At 48.3% G+C, this 20,223-nt stretch carries 19 protein-coding genes; 11 read left to right on the forward strand and 8 right to left on the reverse strand.

From position 1 onward, the window contains the following. Positions 1-4 precede the first annotated feature (4 nt). The gene (locus tag M2133_RS12690; protein ID WP_277466542.1) at positions 5-1,006 is read left to right on the forward strand and encodes an FAD:protein FMN transferase; all 1,002 of its coding nucleotides are present in this window, start codon (positions 5-7) and stop codon (positions 1,004-1,006) included. Positions 1,007-1,012: 6 nt separating this feature from the next. Here M2133_RS12690 and M2133_RS12695 read toward each other — a convergent pair whose 3' ends face one another. The 4 genes from M2133_RS12695 to M2133_RS12710 are packed head-to-tail and all read right to left on the reverse strand — an operon-like array spanning position 1,013 to position 3,450. Further along, positions 1,013-1,594, reverse strand: a complete 582-nt coding sequence (locus tag M2133_RS12695; protein WP_277466610.1) for a Maf-like protein — start codon at positions 1,592-1,594, stop codon at positions 1,013-1,015. Between the two features lie 37 nt (positions 1,595-1,631). After that, complete coding sequence (locus M2133_RS12700) at positions 1,632-2,153, reverse strand: HAD-IIIA family hydrolase (protein ID WP_277466543.1); 522 nt, start codon at positions 2,151-2,153, stop codon at positions 1,632-1,634. After that, entirely contained in the window at positions 2,146-2,913 is a 768-nt protein-coding gene (locus M2133_RS12705) for a Rossmann-like and DUF2520 domain-containing protein (RefSeq protein WP_277466544.1), read from the reverse strand. The genes M2133_RS12700 and M2133_RS12705 overlap by 8 nt, the downstream gene beginning before the upstream one ends. A 6-nt stretch (positions 2,914-2,919) precedes the next feature. Beyond that, on the reverse strand, positions 2,920-3,450 hold the full coding sequence (locus M2133_RS12710; protein ID WP_277466545.1) for a nitroreductase family protein: 531 nt from the start codon (positions 3,448-3,450) through the stop codon (positions 2,920-2,922). Positions 3,451-3,564: 114 nt separating this feature from the next. Here M2133_RS12710 and M2133_RS12715 point away from each other — a divergent pair, with 114 nt between their 5' ends. Continuing rightward, complete coding sequence (locus tag M2133_RS12715) at positions 3,565-6,000, forward strand: TonB-dependent receptor (protein ID WP_277466546.1); 2,436 nt, start codon at positions 3,565-3,567, stop codon at positions 5,998-6,000. A gap of 54 nt (positions 6,001-6,054) precedes the next feature. Here M2133_RS12715 and M2133_RS12720 read toward each other — a convergent pair whose 3' ends face one another. Both M2133_RS12720 and M2133_RS12725 read right to left on the reverse strand, forming a co-directional pair. Then, positions 6,055-6,855 (reverse strand): Rpn family recombination-promoting nuclease/putative transposase, encoded by an 801-nt coding sequence (locus M2133_RS12720; protein WP_277466547.1) that lies wholly within the window; start codon positions 6,853-6,855, stop codon positions 6,055-6,057. 160 nt (positions 6,856-7,015) lie between these two features. Beyond that, the gene (locus M2133_RS12725; RefSeq protein WP_277466548.1) at positions 7,016-9,046 is read right to left on the reverse strand and encodes an HDIG domain-containing metalloprotein; all 2,031 of its coding nucleotides are present in this window, start codon (positions 9,044-9,046) and stop codon (positions 7,016-7,018) included. Between the two features lie 131 nt (positions 9,047-9,177). On the opposite strand from M2133_RS12725, the gene gltX reads away from it, so the two are divergent. The 5 genes from gltX to pbpC all read left to right on the forward strand — a co-directional run bounded on the left by gltX (position 9,178) and on the right by pbpC (position 15,486). After that, positions 9,178-10,695: a glutamate--tRNA ligase gene (gene gltX / locus M2133_RS12730; protein ID WP_277466549.1), complete on the forward strand. Its 1,518-nt coding sequence runs from the start codon at positions 9,178-9,180 to the stop codon at positions 10,693-10,695. Positions 10,696-10,716: 21 nt separating this feature from the next. Then, on the forward strand, positions 10,717-11,952 hold the full coding sequence (locus M2133_RS12735) for a glycosyltransferase N-terminal domain-containing protein (protein ID WP_277466611.1): 1,236 nt from the start codon (positions 10,717-10,719) through the stop codon (positions 11,950-11,952). Positions 11,953-12,489: 537 nt separating this feature from the next. Then, complete coding sequence (locus M2133_RS12740) at positions 12,490-12,804, forward strand: nucleotidyltransferase domain-containing protein (RefSeq protein WP_277466550.1); 315 nt, start codon at positions 12,490-12,492, stop codon at positions 12,802-12,804. Further along, positions 12,801-13,211 (forward strand): HEPN domain-containing protein, encoded by a 411-nt coding sequence (locus M2133_RS12745; RefSeq protein WP_277466551.1) that lies wholly within the window; start codon positions 12,801-12,803, stop codon positions 13,209-13,211. Before M2133_RS12740 ends, M2133_RS12745 begins: the two co-directional genes overlap by 4 nt. Further along, positions 13,201-15,486: a penicillin-binding protein 1C gene (pbpC, locus tag M2133_RS12750; protein WP_277466552.1), complete on the forward strand. Its 2,286-nt coding sequence runs from the start codon at positions 13,201-13,203 to the stop codon at positions 15,484-15,486. The genes M2133_RS12745 and pbpC overlap by 11 nt, the downstream gene beginning before the upstream one ends. Here pbpC and M2133_RS12755 read toward each other — a convergent pair whose 3' ends face one another. Further along, positions 15,487-16,443, reverse strand: a complete 957-nt coding sequence (locus M2133_RS12755) for a hypothetical protein (RefSeq protein ID WP_277466553.1) — start codon at positions 16,441-16,443, stop codon at positions 15,487-15,489. It lies immediately after the preceding gene. Positions 16,444-16,733: 290 nt separating this feature from the next. On the opposite strand from M2133_RS12755, the gene M2133_RS12760 reads away from it, so the two are divergent. The 4 genes from M2133_RS12760 (at position 16,734) to M2133_RS12775 (ending at position 19,465) form a co-directional block, all read left to right on the forward strand. Next, on the forward strand, positions 16,734-16,958 hold the full coding sequence (locus M2133_RS12760; RefSeq protein WP_277466554.1) for a winged helix-turn-helix domain-containing protein: 225 nt from the start codon (positions 16,734-16,736) through the stop codon (positions 16,956-16,958). A gap of 154 nt (positions 16,959-17,112) precedes the next feature. Continuing rightward, a complete protein-coding gene (locus M2133_RS12765) occupies positions 17,113-18,309 on the forward strand; it encodes a DUF418 domain-containing protein (RefSeq protein ID WP_277466555.1) in 1,197 nt (398 codons plus the stop codon). A gap of 62 nt (positions 18,310-18,371) precedes the next feature. Continuing rightward, the gene (locus M2133_RS12770; protein WP_277466556.1) at positions 18,372-18,821 is read left to right on the forward strand and encodes a copper resistance protein NlpE; all 450 of its coding nucleotides are present in this window, start codon (positions 18,372-18,374) and stop codon (positions 18,819-18,821) included. A gap of 83 nt (positions 18,822-18,904) precedes the next feature. Then, complete coding sequence (locus tag M2133_RS12775) at positions 18,905-19,465, forward strand: DUF2179 domain-containing protein (RefSeq protein ID WP_277466557.1); 561 nt, start codon at positions 18,905-18,907, stop codon at positions 19,463-19,465. Between the two features lie 5 nt (positions 19,466-19,470). On the opposite strand, the gene M2133_RS12780 is transcribed toward M2133_RS12775, so the two are convergent. Beyond that, positions 19,471-20,220 (reverse strand): LytTR family DNA-binding domain-containing protein, encoded by a 750-nt coding sequence (locus M2133_RS12780; protein WP_277466612.1) that lies wholly within the window; start codon positions 20,218-20,220, stop codon positions 19,471-19,473. Between the last annotated feature and the right edge of the window lie 3 nt (positions 20,221-20,223).

Below are 20,223 nucleotides of genomic sequence, written 5' to 3' on the forward strand. Positions count from 1 at the left end.
ACAAATGAAAAAAATTCTGCTCTATACCACCCTATTCTTGGGAATTATCGCTTTACTTCCCTCCTGCTCATTGAATAATACCTATTTTGAAGAGAAAGGGGTTATCTACAACCGCAATTACACCTTGTTGTATCAGGCGCCTAAGCAGTTGACCGCATTGATCGATGCAGAGATGGAGTCGTTGAACAACTCCTTAAATGCCTATAACCCGGCGTCGATTGTGGCCAAAGTAAACCGTAACGAACCGGTAGTGGTCGATACCCACTTTATCACGGTCGTGGAAAGGGCAAGAATCATATCCGAAGAGACCGGAGGGATCTTTGACATCACCTGCTTCCCTTTGGTTTTATTATGGTCGGGCGCATACGAGAATCCGGAGAACGTGCCCGTATATGTCGTCGACAGTATCCGCCAGTTTGTCGGGTACCGGAAGATACACCTGGAAGGCAGTCAACTGAAAAAAGAAGATCCGCGCATCCAATTGACCCTGACCTCCCTGGCCAAAGGATACACCGCCGACCGTCTGGCTCAGTTATTGGAAGACAATAAAGTAAAGAATTACAAGATTGATATCGGTGGTGTGATCGTCACGCGGGGAGTCAATCCCCAGGGTGATCCCTGGCGGATCACGATCCGCAAGCCGGAAACGACGGAAGAGCGTACGTTCAATATTGAACAGGTTATTCAATTGAAGAAAAAAGGAGGAGTAGCTACTGCCGGTAATTTCCATACCTATTATATAAAGGAAGGACGGAAACATGCCCATACGATCAACCCGCTGACGGGTTATCCTGCCGAACAGAATATCCTGAGCAGCACAATCATTGCAGACGACAGCATGACAAGTGATGGTTTATCGACCGCATTTACGGCCTTGAACGACAAAGAAGCCTCCAGAATCGGGGATGCGCTGCCCAATGTGGAATACTTTCTTATCTATACCGATGAAGAAGGGAACTACAAAACCAAGTATTCGGAAGGAATGCGTAAGTACCTGATGCAGTAAAGTGCATCAGAAATTCTTCAACTCCTGATAGAGCCTTTGGATAGGCAAACCCATCACATTATAAAAGGATCCGTTGATCGCCTCAACCCCGACATAGCCGATCCATTCCTGGATACCGTAAGCGCCGGCTTTATCCATCGGATTATATTTTTCAACGTAGTATTCGATCTCTTCCTCCGACAGCTTGGAGAAGCTGACAGCAGAGGATTCCGAGAAAGAGACTTTCTTGTCTTGGGCCAGAAGACAAACTCCGGTAACGACCTCATGCACCCGGTCGGATAATTCCTGCAGCATTTTAACCGCATCTTCTTTCCCTTCCGGCTTGCCCAATATCTTATCAAAGCGGGAAACGATCGTATCGGCCGTGATCAACAATTCATCACTCGCCATACTGGCTTTATAGACTTCTGCTTTCTTGCAGGCGATATATTCCGCCACATCATATATATCCAAGTCCGAAGGATAGGATTCATCGATATCATCAATTACCCGAACTTCAAAATCAATATTCAACCCGGCAAGCAAGTTCTTCCTTCGAGGAGAGTTTGAAGCCAAAATCACCTTGTATTTCTTTAAGTTCGGAAGCATCATTTCCATAAAGCAACTGTTTTCTACATTATAAATATTACCAGCCGAATGCCTCTTCCCCCATCCAGGCATTCTGGGCTTTCATTGTTTGTTCGATAATATCGCGAGCCACCCCTTCTCCGCCTCGACGGGGAGAAACATAAACCGCAATTTCTTTTATTTCAGGAGCAGCATCGGCCGGAGCGACCGGCAGTCCGACCATCTTCATCACTTCATAGTCCGGAATATCATCACCGGCATACATGACTTCCTCCGGAGAGAGTCCCGTCTTTTCCAGAAAATGAAGGAAATCTTTCATCTTCACCGCACTGCGCATATAAATATGTTCAACGCCTAAACGGGAGAACCGAAGCTCCACCGAATCCGTATATCCCCCGGTAATGATCGCCACCTGGTAGCCTTTCTTGACAGCCAGTTGCATCGCATACCCATCCTTTATATTCACCGTGCGCATAGGATCTCCATTCGGATGCAACGGGATCACATCAGAGGAAAGCACCCCATCCACATCGAAGACAAAGGCTTTTATCTTCCGTAAATCAAAATTAATACTACTCATTTCCCGTTTCTATATGTATACTTTGACTAATCAATCGATAGAGTTCCCGGTATCGCTCATTGGTCAACAAATCCGATTGCATCTCAATCACATTCTCATCGTAGCGGACTGCCGGTCCCGTCTGAGCTAACAGAGGAGACAGATCCTGCAATTTCGACGCAGTCTCCTCGATCAGAGGCAACAACATCTTATAAGGAATCTCCTGTTCTTCCAATATCTTCTCCGCAATCACATACATGTGATTGGCAAAATTGCAGGCAAAGACCGCCGCCAGATGAATTTGTTTCCTTTTCTCCGACGACAAAAACAAAACGGTATCCGTCAGTGCATTTGCCACCGTGAGTAAGACCGCTTGATCTTCTTCCTTCGCTGTTTCCAGGAAAACCGGTATCTTATCAAAAGAAACCACCCGCCCTTTTGAGAAAGTCTGCAAAGGATAAAAAACACCGTATCGGGAAGTATAGGAACTGAAGATATCCATCGGGATACTGCCTGCTGTATGCACCCACAAACCGCCGTTGGGTTTCATCTGCGCCAACACCGTTTCCAGTACAGCATCTTTCACCGAGAAGATATAAAGGTCGGCATCATCGATGATCTCAACGATATCCGTGGTCCACGGCGCATTCAACTTTGACGCAAGCAGATGGGCACTCTCTTCCGTCAGGCTATAAACCTGCCCGATCGTCATGCCTACCCTGTGCATCTCTATCGACAAACGCGTCGCCAGATTCCCGGCACCAACAAATACAACCTTCATCCTGTCTTACTCGTATTTCCCTATGTGCACTTTCTCCCATTGGAGCTTTTCTTCATCCAAGGGCTTCCGCTCTTGTGCCTTGTGGCCCAAGCCGATTATGGACAAAACATCTAACTGGTACGGAATGTTCAGTAAGCGACGAATTAATTCATTCGAATCGGCTTCTTCCGCCGTCACGCGGTTCCGAATCTGGCACCAGCAACTGCCCAATCCCAGCTCTTCGGCTTGCAATTGCATATAGATCGAAGCGATAGCCGCATCTTCGATCCAGACATCACTCTCCATCGTGTTGGCCAAGACGACCACTGCCAAGGCACAGCCTTCCAGAAAGCCGGCACCATGTTCTTTGCTGCCGGCCAGAAGCCGCAACATATCTTTATCTTCAACCACTATAAATTCCCAGGGATTCTTACCTTTCGAGGAGGGCGCCATCAATCCGGCTTTCAGGATCATCTCCACCTGCTCCGGCGTTAATGCCTCTTCCGTGAACTTTCTTGTGCTTCTTCTTTGTTTAATCAGTGCTGAAAAACTTTCCATATCTATCCGTTTTATCGAAATGCGGAGCAAATATAGAGAAAAAAACACTACCTTTTCGGTAAACGATATACGCTTAATGCTTTTTTTACGTTAGTAGAATATAAATTTGATGTTATGAAGATTCGCGCTGCAGTCGCACTGTTATTTATATTTATCTCTTTTAACGCTTTCGCACAGGATCGGATCAAGATCACCGGTTATGTGCATGATGCTGATGGGAACCCGTTAGATCTGGTCAATATCATGGTCAAGAATACGCTGAACGGTACGATGACCAATGAAAAAGGGTACTATTCCCTGACTGTCGCTCCGGCCGATTCACTGACGGTCCTTTTCTCCTGTCTGGGCTACAACAAAGCGGAGCGTATCCTGCCCAAGCCGGTTGCCGACCTGCGTCTGAACGTGCAGATGAACCCGCTGAGTATCGTCTTGGGTGAAGCGGTCGTCACCGCTACCCGGCGGCAAACCACCACATTGGAGGCCCTGGATGCGGATAAAGTCCGGTTCCTTCCCGACCCGGCTGGCGGCAGCATCGAGAGCCTGGTAGTCACCTATGCCGGCGTATCTTCCAATAATGAATTAAGCTCGCAGTATTCCGTGCGCGGCGGCAGCTTCGATGAGAATATGGTCTATGTGAACGGACTGGAGGTCTATCGCCCCTTATTGGTGCGCTCGGGCCAGCAGGAAGGGCTTAGCTTCGTCAATCCGGACATGACCGAATCGGTCAACTTCGCCGCCGGCGGTTTCGAAGCCCGCTACGGCGATAAGATGAGTTCGGTCCTGGATATCAAATACAAAAAACCGGAGAAATTCGAAGGTTCCGCTTCCGCCAGCCTATTGGGCGCCAACGCATACGTCGGCAGTTCCTCGGGCAAGTTCACCCAAGTGACCGGCCTGCGCTACAAAACCGGGCGTTCGCTGTTGAAAACCATGGATACCGACGCTGAATACGATCCGAATTTCATCGACCTGCAAACCTATATGACCTACGAATTCCTGCCCAAATGGGAGATCAACCTGATGGGTAACGTGGCGGTCAACAACTATACGTTCACCCCTTACAACAGGGAAACCACCTTTGGCACGATAGACAACCCGCAAAACTTTATCGTCTTTTTCGACGGTCAGGAAAAAGATAAATTCCAGACCCTGTTCGGCGCATTCACCTTAAAACATAAACCGAACGAAAACGCCGAATTGGGATTCCAGGTCTCCGGTTTCAACAGCCGCGAGAAAGAATCGTATGATATCAGCGGCGAATACTGGATGAGCGAAGACGGCGCTTCCGACCCGAATTCCGGTGAAATGAGCCAGGGCATGACCGTCGGACGCTACCATGAGCATGCACGCAACCAGCTCCATTCCGATATATTCAACGTAAATCATTACGGAAGAACCCGCATCAAAGCGCATACGCTCCAGTGGGGAATGACCTTCCAACGGGAAAAGATCGAAGACAAGATCAGCGAATGGGAAAAGCGCGACTCCTCCGGCTACTCCCTGCCCCAGAACAGCGAATTCGTCAGTGTCATCTCCAATCTCTATTCCAATGAAAAACTAAACAGCAACCGCATATCGGCATACCTGCAGGACGAATTCAAATTCCGCACCTCCAAAGGGCTCTTCAGCCTGGTCGGCGGGATCCGGGGAAGCTACTGGGATTACAACAGTGAATTTATTTTCAGCCCACGCGTTTCTCTGGGTTTCATTCCCAACTTCAACCAGAACCTGACGTTCCGCTTTGCCACCGGACTCTACTATCAGTCACCGTTCTATAAAGAAATACGCAAAGTGGTCAGAGACGATTACGGGAATGAACATGTTGAATTGAATAAAGACATCAAAGCACAACAATCGATCCACTTCATCCTGGGTAGCGACTATACGTTCAAAGCGTTAGACCGGAACTTCAAACTGACTACCGAGGTGTACTACAAAAAGATGGACGATCTGATTCCCTATACCTTAGATAATGTCAAGCTTCGCTATTATGGCGAAAACTGTGCAACGGGTTATGCGATGGGGCTCGATATGAAGTTCTTCGGCGAATTTGTTCCCGGCACCGACTCGTGGATCAGCCTGTCATTGATGAAAGCCGAGCAGACCATCACGCTCAACGACAAGGTTATCAAGGCGCCAATGCCCAATAGCCAGAGTTACAACCTGTCGCTCTTCTTCCAGGATTATTTCCCCGGAAACGAACGGATAAAAATGAATCTCAAAGGTGTGCTTGCCGGAGGCCTACCGATCACAGTCCCTAATGTAGGATACACCGAAGGAAAAAATGGGGGCACCTTCCGGCTACCGGCCTACCGCCGGGTCGATATCGGCCTCTCCTACCAACTGGCGGGGGGCACCGATGCGATTATGGAAAGAGGCTTCTTCCGCAACCTGAAGAATATCTGGCTTGGTCTGGATGTCTTTAACCTCTTCGATATTAAAAATACCAATTCCTACTACTGGATTACCGATGTGTACAGCACCCAGTACGCCGTGCCCAACTACCTCACCGGTCGCCAGATAAACGTCCGATTGATCGTTGATTTCTAAAGATCTTTTTGGGTCGTTTGGGTTGTTAGCAGATGTACGGCAGGGTAATATAGATCAAAGCTTCTCGATATCTTCGGGCGACAAGCCGGTGCTTCGTATAATCAAATCCAGCGAAACATCTGATTCTTTCAAGCGAAGGGCTACAGTCTTCACTCCTTCGGCTTTTCCTTTCTCCATCCCGATCTCGATCCCTTTTACTTTTCCTTTCTCCATTCCGATCTCGATTCCTTTTACTTTTCCTTTCTCCATTCCGATCTCGATTCCTTCTACTTTGGCGTATTCAACAGTATTGACATAGTCGCGGTAGTCTTTGAGGACCTTATCATAGTGTCGGCGATCACCCGAGGAGAGACTTTCTATCTCGGCGGCCTTAAGCAACTTCCTAAAGGTTGCTTTCTTGGTCTCAAATGGTATTCTTTCTAACGTATCCATATATTTGAATAAATAAATCCATCGTTCAAAATCTGTTTGGCATTCATCGGCCGTCAACTCGAAGTGCGGCAACGAGATAAAGATCTGTCGCAACCTCCCGTCGATCTGAAGCCCTGTATCCCGGTCGGCCAGGATCACATCCGTTCGTAGCTTATTCAACCCCGGCAGCCGAAAGTTCAAGAAGTAAATCCCATACACGGGACAGACCTCAAATGTCCAATCCCCTCCTTTCTGCCCCTGACTGCTGATCATCCGACAGAGATAGAACAGCGCCCGATCGAAAAAATAGAACGTAATATCTTCCACCTTTCGTTCTCCTTCGAGCAAGATATTCAAAAAATCGATCAGCAACTCTTTGCTGGCGTCCTGCCCGAATAGCCTCTTGAAGCTAAAATCGAGTAAGGGGTTTATGTATCTTCCCATAGCGTTGGTTTTTGTTATTTCTCTGAGGTAAAGATACAGAATAAATCGCTAATAAACAAGGAGTTCCCTTGTTTTCTTACGGGGAAGAATGGAGGACTTGAAGATCAAAGGGCGGGGTTCCTCCGGGAAGTTATTTCAACCATTGCCTCTTTTTATGTAGTTACGCCTTCAGTTCGGGATAACTGATCCGGGTATGATACATCGTTTTGAGCTTATCGATAAAGACTTGCTTCACGGTCAACACATCGCGGAAGGTTAATGGCGTATTCTTCATCAATCCGTCGTCGATCTGACTGTCGATGATCCGGTTGACCAATTCGCTGATCGCTTCCTCCGTATACTCTTTCAAGCTGCGCGAAGAGGCTTCGACCGCATCGGCCATCATCAGGATCGCTGTCTCTTTGGAGAAAGGATTGGGTCCCGGGTAAGTGAATTTGGCTTCGTCGATCTCCTGATCCGGGTATTTATTCTTAAAGGAGTTGTAGAAATACTTCACTTTGCCGCGCCCGTGGTGGGTCTTGATAAACGAGATTATCGCCTGAGGCAATTTCGCTTTCTCCGCCATCTGTACTCCGTCGGTCACATGGCTGATAATAATCTGTGCACTCTGCTCAAAGGGTAACTGGTCGTGCGGGTTGAAATTCTTCTGGTTCTCGGTAAAGAACGCCGGATTTTCCATCTTACCGATATCATGATACATCGCTCCCGTGCGGACCAACGCGGCATTGGCTCCAATCTTTGTCGCTGCTTCCGACGCCAGGATCGACACCTGAAGGGAGTGCTGGAACGTTCCCGGCGCGGTTTCCGAAAGTTTCTTCAATATCGGTGTATTGATGTTCGACAGTTCGACCAGGGTGATGGCAGAAACATAACCGAAAGCCTTTTCCAGCATATAAACCAGGATATACGTAAACATCAACAGGATAAAGCTGATCCCGAAATAAAGGAACATGGTCCAGTTCAATTTGGTAAAATCCAATTCCTGATAGACCGTCAGACAGGTATAGGTAATGGAATAAGAAAGCAAGATAAAAAAGGCGCAACGGATCAACTGCGACCGCTCGGAAAGATCTTTCAGGCTAAAGGTCACCACCATACCCGCAACCACCTGCAACAAGACAAACTCCTGCGGATAAGGAACCATCAATGAACAGATCAAGACAACAATCAGATGGGTGAACAAGGCCGTTCGCGAATCGAAGAAGGTCCGCACCACCGTCGGTACCATCGCAAAAGGAATGATATAGACATTAAACCAATTATAGGTCACACACAACTCCGTCATAACACAGAACACCGTGATATGCAACAATAAGAAAAGTACATTTTTCCTTTTATAGAATATCTTCGGACGGAACGACCAGAGGTAAAGCCAGAAACAAAACAACAGAGAGATCAGTAAAACCGAGATCCCGGCAAACTGCACCCATTGGATCTGCGTCCCTCCCGACTTGGATTCATGGATAATCTTGAGCGAACGCAATACATTATAGGTATGATGATCGATGATCTCTCCCCGGTCGACAATCCGTTCCCCGGCCTGGATCATTCCGTTCGAGATGGCTACGCTGTTCAGTTTCTCATCGAGGATACGGTCCGACATCGCTTTGTCGTACATCACGTTCTCCGCCAGGTAATTATTGATATTGCAGGATTGCAGAAGGGCTTTATCCAGGCTTTGCGGACTATTGTTGAGGATAAACTCGTAGGCCGTACGCACGGTAAACATATCGGAGACATACTGCAATTGCGACATATTGTTCTCGACCAGATTGATCCGTTCCACCTTATCTCTTTTCAGCTCTTCCAGCGCCTGGGGAGAGATGATCCCGTTCTTGTACAGGCGGATCAGGGCACTTTCGATATATTGCGGGTAGGCATGCGGCACTTTATCTTTCATGTTGGCCGCATACTCACTGCGCAACTCATCGATCTGTGTCGCTTCCACCAAAGGATCCATCCGGTAATACGGTTCGAAATGTTCGATCACACTGTCTTTCTCGGCTTTCACCTCCTCGTCTGCCTTATAGATCGGGAAATCGGTCGGAGCCGTCAACAACTGATAGCGCCAGGGTTTCCCTTCAAAAAACAGATAACGGAACTTTCCTTCACGGGGGAAGAAATAGGCCATCAGGATGACAGCCAACACAAAGTAAACCGTTGATTTTATGTTTAGTCGTTTTAGTTTCATAATCTTTCTTTTTAGGAATGAGTAATAAACAAGCTACTACTAACGATAATAACCACCAAATGTATACAAAAAAGTTTACCATGAGAAAAAAAAGGCCTACTTTTGCCGCATTATCTATAATATATACCCCTATGATGCGACAAAAAGTAAGAGTACGTTTTGCCCCGAGCCCAACCGGGCCTCTACATATCGGTGGCGTCCGCACCGCTTTATACAATTATCTGTTTGCCCGTCAACACGACGGCGATTTTATCCTGCGTATTGAAGATACCGACTCCCAACGTTTTGTTCCCGGAGCGGAAGAATATATCATCGAAGCCCTGACCTGGCTGGGTATCCGCTTCGACGAAGGCGTCAGCTTCGGTGGCGACAAAGGGCCGTACCGCCAGAGCGAGCGCCGTTCCATCTACAAAGAATATGTCGACCAACTCCTGGACAAAGGACTGGCGTATATCGCCTTCGACAGCCCGCAGGAGCTGGAAGCCAAACGAAACGAAATAGCCAATTTCCAATACGACGCCTCTACCCGTATGCAGATGCGTAATTCCTTGACCTTATCCCGGGAGGAAGTGGAGCAATTGATTGCCGACGGCGCGCAGTATGTTGTCCGCATCAAAATCGAACCGGGAGAACAGGTCATCGTGAACGACCTGATCCGCGGCGAGGTAGTGATCAACTCCTCCGTATTGGACGACAAGGTGCTTTTCAAATCGGCCGACCAGCTGCCCACTTACCACCTGGCCAATATCGTCGACGACCACCTGATGGAGGTCACCCATGTGATCCGTGGCGAAGAATGGCTGCCGAGCGCCCCCTTGCACGTATTGCTCTACCGCTATTTCGGCTGGACCGACACCATGCCGCAGTTCGCCCATCTCTCTCTCTTGTTGAAACCGGAAGGAAACGGCAAGCTGAGCAAACGCGATGGCGACCGCCTGGGTTTCCCTGTTTTCCCGTTGGAATGGAAAGATGCCGAAGGAAAGATCTCGTCGGGCTATCGCGAAAGCGGATACCTGCCGGAAGCGGTGGTCAACTTCCTGGCGCTTCTGGGATGGAACCCGGGCAACGATCAGGAAATGATGGCGATGGAAGAGATGATCCGTCTGTTCGACCTCTCGCATTGCAGCAAGAGCGGTGCAAAGTTCGATTACGAGAAAGGCAAATGGTTCAACCACCAATACCTGCAAAAGAAAAGCAATGCCGAGATCGCCACGATGTTTATCCCCATACTGGAAACACAGGGCATCGCCAACCCCGACCCGGCTTATGTCGCCAAAGTTGCCGGCCTGATGAAAGAGCGCGTCAACTTCGTGAAAGAATTATGGGACGCTTCCGCTTTCTTCTTCAAAGCGCCTGAACAATACGACGAAAAGACCGTCAAGAAACGCTGGAAAGCCGACTCCGCCGCTCAACTGGCCGAACTGGCCGACGTCCTACGCCAACGCGAACCGTTCGATAGTGCCGGCACGGAAGAAGTGGTCAAAGCCTGGATCGAAAGTAAAGGATACCATCTGGGCAACCTGATGAACGCCACCCGTCTGGCACTGGTCGGCGAAGGCAAAGGCCCGCATATCTTTGATATCACCGAGACATTGGGAAAAGAAGAAACAATCCATCGCATCAACCGGGCGATCGCATCACTTGGCTAAGCGATAGTTGAAAAGCGTATGATATTCTATAGTTTATTGATCCACCTCTATGCCCTGTTGATCGAACTGGCTTCTCCTTTTCATAAGAAAGCCCGCTTGATGCGCTGGGGGCAATGGAAAACCAACGGTATTCTTCGGGAAAAGATCGACCGGAACGCGAAATATATCTGGTTTCACGCCTCTTCACTGGGCGAGTTCGAACAGGGACGCCCGATGATCGAGAAGATCAAAGCGGAATATCCGCAATATAAGATCCTGTTGACCTTCTTCTCCCCTTCGGGCTACGAGGTGCGCAAGAACTACGAACTGGCGGATGTGATCTGCTACCTGCCTTTCGATACACCTTTCAAGGTGCGTAAGTTCATTCATCTGGCCAACCCCTGCATGGCGATCTTTATCAAGTATGAGTTTTGGGGCAACTACCTGGGTGAGCTCAACCGCAAAGGTATCCCGACCTATATCGTCTCCGCCATCTTCCGCAAGGAACAGCTCTTTTTCAAATGGTACGGGATGCTCTACCGCCGGTTCCTGCAGTATTTCGATCACCTGTTTGTGCAGGATAAGCAATCGCTCGACCTGCTTCAATCCATTGGCATCACCGCGGTGACCGTGGCCGGCGATACCCGCTTCGACCGGGTGTTCGACGTCTATAACCACCGCCGCGATATCCCGGGCATCGACACGTTCCTGCACAATACCAAAGGGGAACGCGCGCGGATACTTATCGCCGGAAGCTCCTGGCCCGCCGACGAAGAGATCCTGATCAACTATTTCAATGCCCATCCCGACCTCAAACTGATCATCGCGCCACACGAGATCCACCGCGAACACCTCATGCAGATCGAAGCGCAACTGCAACGCCCCTCGATCCGCCTCTCCGAAGCGTTCAGTAAAGATTCGTCCGACAAAGACTGTATCATCGTCGATAGCTTCGGCTTGCTCTCATCGATCTACCGCTATGGCGATATCGCTTATATCGGCGGAGGTTTCGGCGCGGGCATTCACAACACATTGGAAGCCGCCGTCTATGGCATTCCCGTGATCTTCGGCCCCAAATACCAGAAATTCAAAGAAGCCAAAGACCTGATCGCCGTCGGCGGAGGCTTCTCGATCCCCAACGCCGATGAATTCGCTTCCCGCGTCAACGACTTCCTCTCCTACCCCCACCTCCTGGAAGAGGCCGGCCGGGCCGCCGGCGACTTCGTCAAAAACAATACCGGCGCCACCGACAAAATTCTCAACGACATCATCCGATAACCCCTTCAGCACCTCAGCAACTACCGATAGCTTACCACATAAAAGTTTACACCCCGGTCTTCACCTTTCACCCGGTCGCCAGATCCCTGTATTGATCAGCATTTCAGGTGAAAGATAAAATAATACCCCAAAAAAAACGAGAGCTTCCCCAAAAAAGCCGCCGGCCTTTTGGAAAACTCCGGCAGCCCTTTAAAAAAGGCCGGCAGCCTTTTGGAAAACCCTGCCGGCCTTTTTGGGAACCAAAACAGTCAACCTTTTTCAGGACGATACACTTTGGGAAATTCTTTACCAAGCCTTCACCCGAAAAGCCGATCAATACAGGGATCTGGCGACCGGGTGAAAGGTGGAAGGGGGGTGTCAAACTTTTATGTGTAGGCTGCCGAACCCGGAGTCGAGGGCGATGGCTTCGATGGTGTAGTCTAATACTAATTTTTCATCATATTTCGTTCGTAGGTTTCTTTTCCGAAGATAATGGAGGTAAATACAAAGATTTTTTTGTTATCTTTGTTTTGAATAGAACCGAAGATAGAAGTGAAAATGAAACGCTCGGAGATCGTACAAACAGTGAGAAAGATTATCCGCCGGACTGCGCCGGATGCAACCATTATTCTGTATGGAAGTGAAGCCCGTGGCGAAGCTCGCGCAAACTCGGATATTGATTTGCTGATACTGTTGAATAAGGATAAGCTGAGTATTCTGGACAAGGACGAAATCCGTTATCCTATTTATGAATTGGAACTGGAGACGGGGGTTCATGTCAGCCCTCTGATCTATACCCAGAAAGAATGGGCTAATCGTCCTTTCAAAACTCCGTTTTATATCAATGTAATGAAAGAAGGAATAATGTTATGACGGATATTTTAGACGATAGCAGCCGTAAAGCTTTGATTGAATACCGGATCAATAGAGCCGAAGAAACCTTGGGTGAGGTAGAAACTTTGATCAAAGAGCAGTATTATAATACAGCGATCAACCGCATCTATTATGCTTGTTTCTATAGCCTTACAGCTCTGATGGTGAAGTCGCACCTGAATGCGCAAACACATGCTGGGGTAAAGCAAATGTTTGGATTGCATTTTGTCTTGACCGGCAAAGTCGATAAGTCTCTTAGCCTGTTTTATAATGCTCTGTTTGATGAGCGGCAAAGCAGCGATTATGAAGATTTTGTTTATTTTGATGAAGAAACAGCCCTTAAAAGATACAATCAGGCAAAAGGCTTTATCAGCACAATTGAAAAGCTGGTTTTAGATGAGATTTAAGACTTTGATCATTCTTGTGATTGCCCTTTTATTCCTACTCTATCTGTTCTGTCTTCCCCGGCAACTTTTTGATGCGCCTTATTCGACGGTGGTGACCGATCGGCAGGGAGAGCTGTTGGGTGCCCGGATTGCGCAGGATGGACAATGGCGCTTCCAGCAGCGGGAGACGGTGCCGGAGAAGATGCGGGTTTGTCTGATAGCGTTCGAAGACCGGCATTTCTATCGGCACTGGGGAGTCAATCCGTTGGCTATAGGCCGGGCGATACGGCAGAACCTGAAAGAACGACGGGTGGTGAGCGGCGGCAGTACGCTGACGATGCAGACGATCCGCCTTTCGCGTAAAGAGTCGCGCACGGTCGGAGAAAAGCTGATCGAGATGATCCTGGCTACGCGCCTGGAGTTTCGTTATTCGAAAGAGCGTATCCTGGCATTTTATATTTCCCATGCACCCTTTGGCGGGAATGTGGTGGGACTGGATGCTGCCGCCTGGCGTTATTTCGGTCATTCGGCCGATCAGCTCTCGTGGGCGGAAGCAGCCACATTGGCTGTATTGCCTAACGCGCCGGCGATGATCCACCTCTCGAAGAGCCGGGATGCGCTGTTGAAAAAACGAAACCGGTTGTTGGCCTATCTATTCGACACGAAGAAGATCGATCTTTCAACCTACACCTTGGCATTTAGCGAACCCTTACCCGATGAGCCGCTTCCTTTGCCTCAGACCGCACCGCATCTGGTGACTTATTTTAATGCCACAAGAAAAGGAGAACAAACAATCTCGACGATCGACAAAGGGGTACAAGAAAGAGTCGAAGAGCTATTGGAGCGATGGAACGATGAATTCCGCCGGAGTGATATCCGGAATATAGCGGCAGTGGTGTTGGATGTCCGTACGAACGAGGTGGTGGCCTATTGCGGCAATGTGCGTTTCTCCGAGAAAAACTCGGCTAATCAGGTGGATATCATACAGGCGCCCCGCAGTACGGGAAGTATCCTGAAACCTTTTCTCTATTGTGCCGCTTTGCAAGAGGGAGAGATCCTGCCCCATACTTTACTGGCTGATATCCCGGTCAATATAAACGGTTTCTCGCCGCAGAACTTTAACATGCAATACGAAGGGGCGGTGGCGGCTTCGGAGGTGGTTGCCCGTTCGTTGAATATTCCGTCCGTACAGTTGTTGCGCCAGTACAGCGTGCCCAAGTTTTATGACTTCCTCCGATCGGCGGGTATACGAACATTGACCCAACCGGCTTCCCATTACGGCTTGTCCCTGATCCTGGGTGGGGCCGAAGCGACGCTTTGGGACGTGTCGGCGGCTTATTCGGCTATGGGCCGCAGCCTGTTGGCATTGCCCGATCGATCTCCTTCCCTGATCGCCGGTGAAGAGCAAAAGGAAGGAGAGAAGCGTAATCCTTTTCAAAAGGGCGCGGTCTGGCAAACCTTCGAAGCGATCAAAGAGGTGAACCGACCGGAGGAGATTGATTGGCGCGTAATTCCGTCGATGCAGACGATCGCCTGGAAGACGGGCACCAGCTATGGCTTCCGCGATGCCTGGGCGGTGGGGGTGACTCCGCAGTACGTGGTGGGGGTCTGGGTAGGGAATGCTTCCGGCGAAGGAAAGGCCGGATTGGTCGGCGCCCGGACGGCAGGGCCTGTACTGTTTGATATCTTTAATCTGTTAGCCCGAAGCGACTGGTTCGATCCCCCTTATGCGGAGTTTACCGAAGCCGAGGTATGCCGTCATTCCGGCCATCTGAAAGGACGTTTTTGTGAACAGACGGATACACTGGCGGTTCTTCCGGCAGGTATGCGCTCGCCAACCTGTCCGTATCATCACCTGGTGAATCTGACGGCGGACGAGACGCAGCGGGTCTATACCGGTTGTATCGACACGGAGCCGACCGTACAACGCAAATGGTTCACCCTTCCTCCGGCCTGGGAATGGTATTACAAACAACATCATCCCGAATACCGCTCGCTTCCACCCTTTAAACCCGGTTGTGGGGAAGATACGCGCCAACCGATGCAGTTTATCTATCCGCAGATGAATGCCCGTATCCGTCCGACCCGTCAGCTTGACGGTACGCAAGGGCAGCTGACCTTCGAACTGGTTCATACCCACCGGGATATGACGGTCTACTGGCATCTGGATCAAACCTATATCACCCTGACGCAGGATTTTCATCAAATCACCCTATCCCCCGCTAAAGGAAAGCATTCCATGACCGCAGTCGATGAGGAAGGGAATAGCCTGTCGGTTACTTTTTATATCGAATAGTTATAAGGTATCAACGATCTCCCGCTGTTCTTCGAAGAAAAGGATACGCTCTCTTTCACCGATGCCGGAGACGAGGGTGGAAAATCGTTTCAAGGACTTCACCCAGTTGTTTACTTTCTGAAAGGTCTGTGTTTCCAGCGAGATAGACGAGAAAATGACGAAAGCGGAGAGGGTGCTGACCTGCCTCTTTTGGGAACACATATACGCATAGGATACATCGATATGGGCGTCGGAGATATAAAGCTCACACTTATTCCCCGTTTCCGGAAATATGCCTTTGATCGCTATTTGCTCCAGATCGTCGAGGAAACGGAAGAGCTCTTGTTTCAGTTCAGCGACCTCCCAACCGGCTATCAACCGGATACTTGCCGCGTATTTGATGTCGTTGACCAGCAACTGAATGATCTGACGGTCCCAGACATAGTAGGTATTGGCGATCTGCCGGAACAAAAGATAGAGCTCTTCCCGGTATTCGATTTTTGCTTCGGACTCTTCTATCTTTTCATAAGGGATACTGACGGGTCGGTTGGTGGTATGATTCACGTATTTCAGCCGATAGAAACGAGCCAAACGTTTGTATTGAAGAAAAAGCGAAAAAGGTATGCCCGACAACGCCATACCGAATTCACATCCCGGCTCTTGGGTGAACTCATGCAGGTAATGGATAATGTCTTCGATCTGCGAACGGTCGTACGTGCCGGTCAGGTAATCGATCGGCAAGCCTAATGTCAGGCTTTTCGAATGGTCATGAATCAAATTGTCCAGAGAGATATTTAAAAGGGTCGCCAGTATGCCGGCCTCTCTGAGGGAAAACTGAACTTCTCCGCGAAGTCGGCGGTAAGCTGTTTCTTTTTCGATGCATAAGGAGTCTGCTACAAAATCGGCTAATTTTGTTTTCTTGGGAATCTCTTTCTCCATTGCCCTTACGAAGGTCTCGTGTAAACTTACGTCTTTCATAATTAATCTTCTCTTTTATTCGGTTATGCTGCGAGAGATGTTGTTTTTCCTATTTTACAGGATTTTGTGTCGATTTCGGTTCAAAATGCTCTCACAGGTTTTGTTCTTTTACAAAAATAGGCACAAAAAATCAAATATAAAAGCTTATTCGTCATGATTTATATGCGCTGAAGCAATATCTTTGTGGTAATGAGAAAAGAGAATACGGATAACTTTCGTGAGATAACTTATTCGATTTAACAAGATCTTCTTATTGTCCTTGAGTTTTTCACTATTATAAAATGATAACTATGATAAAAAATGATGTTGGAATGAATGCCGGTGATATTTATTTATTACTCTCCGAGAGGGGCCGATTGTCATTAAGAGGTATTGGTGAACTTACCCAAAAGCGTGAACCCCATATATTTCTCTCCATAGGATGGCTGTTGAGAGAAGGTAAACTCTATGCATCGGAACAGAACGGAGAATGGTTTTTTGAAATCAATTCGGCAAGGAGTGAAATGTACTATTAGCTAATCCTCAATTAGAATAGGCTGGTTTAGTCGAAAGAGAGAAGAGGCTGCTTCGTTATGAAGCAGCCTCTGTTTTGTTCTTGATATTTTTCATCTATCTCTTGAATCAAATGCGCTTGGCTTCCTGTCTATCTATGTATCTAATACGAATCTTATGAATGCACATTCACCGATGCACACTGTTCCGAAAATCTCCCGTATCGAAGTCGTTGATGCCCTTCGCGGTTTTGCCGTAATGGCCATTTTGCTGGTCCATAGTCTTGAACATTTTATCTTTCCGGTGTATCCGGATCCGGCCACCCAACCGGCCTGGCTGGCGGCGTTGGATCAGGGGGTATTCAGTGTCGTCTTTTCGCTTTTCGCCGGGAAGTCTTATGCTATTTTTGCGCTTTTGTTTGGCTTCACCTTTTATATACAATATACGAATCAGCAACAGAAAGGAAAAGATTTCGGTTGGCGTTTCCTCTGGCGGCTGCTTCTGCTGGTTGGATTTGCCACATTGAATGCGGCTTTCTTCCCTGCCGGAGATGTGTTGTTATTATTTGCTGTCGTGGGGATATTCCTGTTTGTCGTACGCAAATGGAGCGACAAGGCGATCGGCATCACAGCCGTGATCCTGTTGTTGCAACCGGTGGAATGGTTTCATTATATCGCTTCATTGTATAATCCGGCGTATACGTTGCCGGATCTGGGCGTGGGAGCGATGTATGCCGAAGTCGCGGCGTATACGAAAGAAGGCGATCTATGGACTTTCCTGAGCCGGAATATGACCTACGGACAGGTCGCCAGCTTGTTTTGGGCGATAGGTGCCGGACGTTTTCTGCAGACGGCCGGATTGTTTATGTTGGGTTTATTGATCGGACGAAAAGGGTTGTTTCTCTCTTCGGAAAAGAATACACGCTTCTGGGTGAAGGCCCTTATTGTCGCTGCTGTACTTTTCGGACCGTTGTATCAGTTGAAGGTCGAACTTTATGATTCGATGGAGGTGGCAATGGTCAAACAAACGGTTGGAGTCGTTTTGGATATGTGGCAGAAGTTTGCGTTTACTTTCGTGCTTGTCGCCTCGTTCGTCTTGTTATACCAGAAAGAATCTTTCCGGGAAAAGGTAGACAGTCTGCGTTTCTACGGACGAATGAGTTTGACCAATTATATCACCCAGTCGATCTTGGGGGCGATTATTTATTTCCCGATCGGTTTCTACCTGGCTCCTTATTGCGGGTTCACGGTTAGCCTTTTGATCGGATTTCTTTTCTTTGCCTTGCAGGTCTGTTTCTGTAAATGGTGGTTGAAGAGTCATAAGCAAGGTCCGTTGGAGAGTCTGTGGCACAAATTGACCTGGATAAACGCCTGACGTTTTCAAAACCATTTATTCCGATCGGGTGTTATACTCATAGAATTTAAATATTTAAGACTATGAAGGCTAAGATTATGAATGTTTCTATGGTTTTGATGGTGATTGGCGCCATCTCATTGACGGCATGTAACAGTAACAAAAAGGAAACGCCGAAAGAAGAGCAAACCTCTTCGGTTGTGGATACAGCCCATAATTCGCGTAATGCGTTGGATTATGAAGGTACCTATACCGGGACGCTTCCTTGTGCCGATTGTTCCGGTATTTACACCGAGATCACGTTGACCGCTGATCATTTCAAAAAGAAAACGGTTTATCAGGGTAAAGAAGAAGCGAATACTTTTGAAGTATCGGGAAAGTTCAGCTGGAATGAAAAGGGTAGTGCGATAACCCTTGATAATGACCAGATGGAGCAATTTCAGGTGGGCGAAAACCTGCTCTTCGTGCTCGACGCGGACGGCAAGCGGATCACCGGCGAGCTGGCGGAGCTGTATATTTTGCGGAAGAAATAAAAAAGAGTAGAACAATTTCCCTAATTTTGTCGCTTGAACACCTCCACCGTTCATGCGTGTGGATGTACTAAAAGGAATAGGTTATGTTTGAAATTTTCGATCTTCATCCCTGGTTATTACCTGTCGTTATCTTTTTCGGGCGAATCTGTGACGTGACGCTGGGTACGTTGCGTATTATCTTTGTCTCCAAAGGGGAGAAATACAAAGCGCCTATCGTCGGCTTTTTCGAAGTATTTATCTGGGTGGTGATCATCTCCCAGATCTTTTCGCATGCGAATAGCCTGATTGCTTACCTGGCGTATGCCGGAGGTTATGCTGCGGGTAACTTTGTCGGTATACTGGTAGAGAATAAGATCGCGTTCGGCTTCCATCTTTTCCGTATCTATACGAAGAAAGACGGATCGGAGCTGACGCGCTTACTCAATCAGAAAGGATTTGGCTCAACGTTTATCCGGGGAGAAGGCGCGGTGTCGGAAGTCGATATCGTAGAAACGGTGATCAGCCGGAAGAATGATCCGGCAGTGATTGCGGTCATCAACTCCTTTGATCCGGATGCTTTTTACCTGGTCGAAGATATTCGTTCCAAGCAAAAAGGGATCTTTGCCATGAACCGGGCGGGAGGAGCTCCGCGACCGGGCAAATGAATCGTTTATTTACTAATCAGTTTTTTCAGGATCACCGTATCGAAGAGTTCGTCTTTCCGGTGTTTGGATAGCGGCAATTCCTTGCCGTTGACGAAGATACGCCCTCCGCTGACCAATTCGATATGCGCCGTATTGACCAGAAATGATTTATGGATCCGGAAGAAAGCATCCTTAGGCAGCATCTCTTCCAAAGAAGACATCGTTTGGTGGATCACAAACGATTTGTCTTTGAAATGCAATTTCAGGTAGTTTTGCATACTCTCCACATAGAGGATCTCTTCCCAGGCAATCTTAATAAACGAATCCCCCTGGCGGATATACATATCGGAAGGGATCTCCGCTTCGTTCTTATATAAAGAGATACGCGAGGTATAGATCTCCATCGCTTTCTGGCAGGCCTGGAAGAAGCGTTGGAAACCGATCGGTTTCAACAGATAATCGACTACATTCAAGCGAAACCCGTCTAACGCGTATTCGGAATAGGCGGTGGTCAGGATCGTCAATGGCGCATTGTCTAACGATTCCAAGAGTTCCAATCCGGTCAGATCCGGCATATTGATATCCAGAAACATCAGATCGATTTCTTGCTTGCGCAATACCTCCTGGGCTTCGATCGCCGAGGAGCAGGTCGCTGTGACGGAAAGGAAATTCAGTTTGTTGATCAGACTGATCACGCCTTCGATGGCAAACGATTCATCGTCGACGACCAGGCAACGAAGAACGACAGACGGGGTTGAAGTGGGTTCGGGAGACATCAT

This window comes from Parabacteroides sp. PF5-6 (assembly GCF_029504695.1).
Lineage (GTDB): Bacteria > Bacteroidota > Bacteroidia > Bacteroidales > Tannerellaceae > QVMG01.

Coding starts and splice junctions, on each gene's coding strand:
- M2133_RS12690 (WP_277466542.1), top strand. CDS start 5: ATGAAAAAAATTCTGCTCTATACCACCCTATTCTTGGGAATTATCGCT.
- M2133_RS12695 (WP_277466610.1), bottom strand. CDS start 1,594: ATGCTTCCGAACTTAAAGAAATACAAGGTGATTTTGGCTTCAAACTCT.
- M2133_RS12700 (WP_277466543.1), bottom strand. CDS start 2,153: ATGAGTAGTATTAATTTTGATTTACGGAAGATAAAAGCCTTTGTCTTC.
- M2133_RS12705 (WP_277466544.1), bottom strand. CDS start 2,913: ATGAAGGTTGTATTTGTTGGTGCCGGGAATCTGGCGACGCGTTTGTCG.
- M2133_RS12710 (WP_277466545.1), bottom strand. CDS start 3,450: ATGGAAAGTTTTTCAGCACTGATTAAACAAAGAAGAAGCACAAGAAAG.
- M2133_RS12715 (WP_277466546.1), top strand. CDS start 3,565: ATGAAGATTCGCGCTGCAGTCGCACTGTTATTTATATTTATCTCTTTT.
- M2133_RS12720 (WP_277466547.1), bottom strand. CDS start 6,855: ATGGGAAGATACATAAACCCCTTACTCGATTTTAGCTTCAAGAGGCTA.
- M2133_RS12725 (WP_277466548.1), bottom strand. CDS start 9,046: ATGAAACTAAAACGACTAAACATAAAATCAACGGTTTACTTTGTGTTG.
- gltX (WP_277466549.1), top strand. CDS start 9,178: ATGATGCGACAAAAAGTAAGAGTACGTTTTGCCCCGAGCCCAACCGGG.
- M2133_RS12740 (WP_277466550.1), top strand. CDS start 12,490: ATGAAACGCTCGGAGATCGTACAAACAGTGAGAAAGATTATCCGCCGG.
- M2133_RS12745 (WP_277466551.1), top strand. CDS start 12,801: ATGACGGATATTTTAGACGATAGCAGCCGTAAAGCTTTGATTGAATAC.
- pbpC (WP_277466552.1), top strand. CDS start 13,201: ATGAGATTTAAGACTTTGATCATTCTTGTGATTGCCCTTTTATTCCTA.
- M2133_RS12755 (WP_277466553.1), bottom strand. CDS start 16,443: ATGAAAGACGTAAGTTTACACGAGACCTTCGTAAGGGCAATGGAGAAA.
- M2133_RS12760 (WP_277466554.1), top strand. CDS start 16,734: ATGATAAAAAATGATGTTGGAATGAATGCCGGTGATATTTATTTATTA.
- M2133_RS12765 (WP_277466555.1), top strand. CDS start 17,113: ATGAATGCACATTCACCGATGCACACTGTTCCGAAAATCTCCCGTATC.
- M2133_RS12770 (WP_277466556.1), top strand. CDS start 18,372: ATGAAGGCTAAGATTATGAATGTTTCTATGGTTTTGATGGTGATTGGC.
- M2133_RS12775 (WP_277466557.1), top strand. CDS start 18,905: ATGTTTGAAATTTTCGATCTTCATCCCTGGTTATTACCTGTCGTTATC.
- M2133_RS12780 (WP_277466612.1), bottom strand. CDS start 20,220: ATGTCTCCCGAACCCACTTCAACCCCGTCTGTCGTTCTTCGTTGCCTG.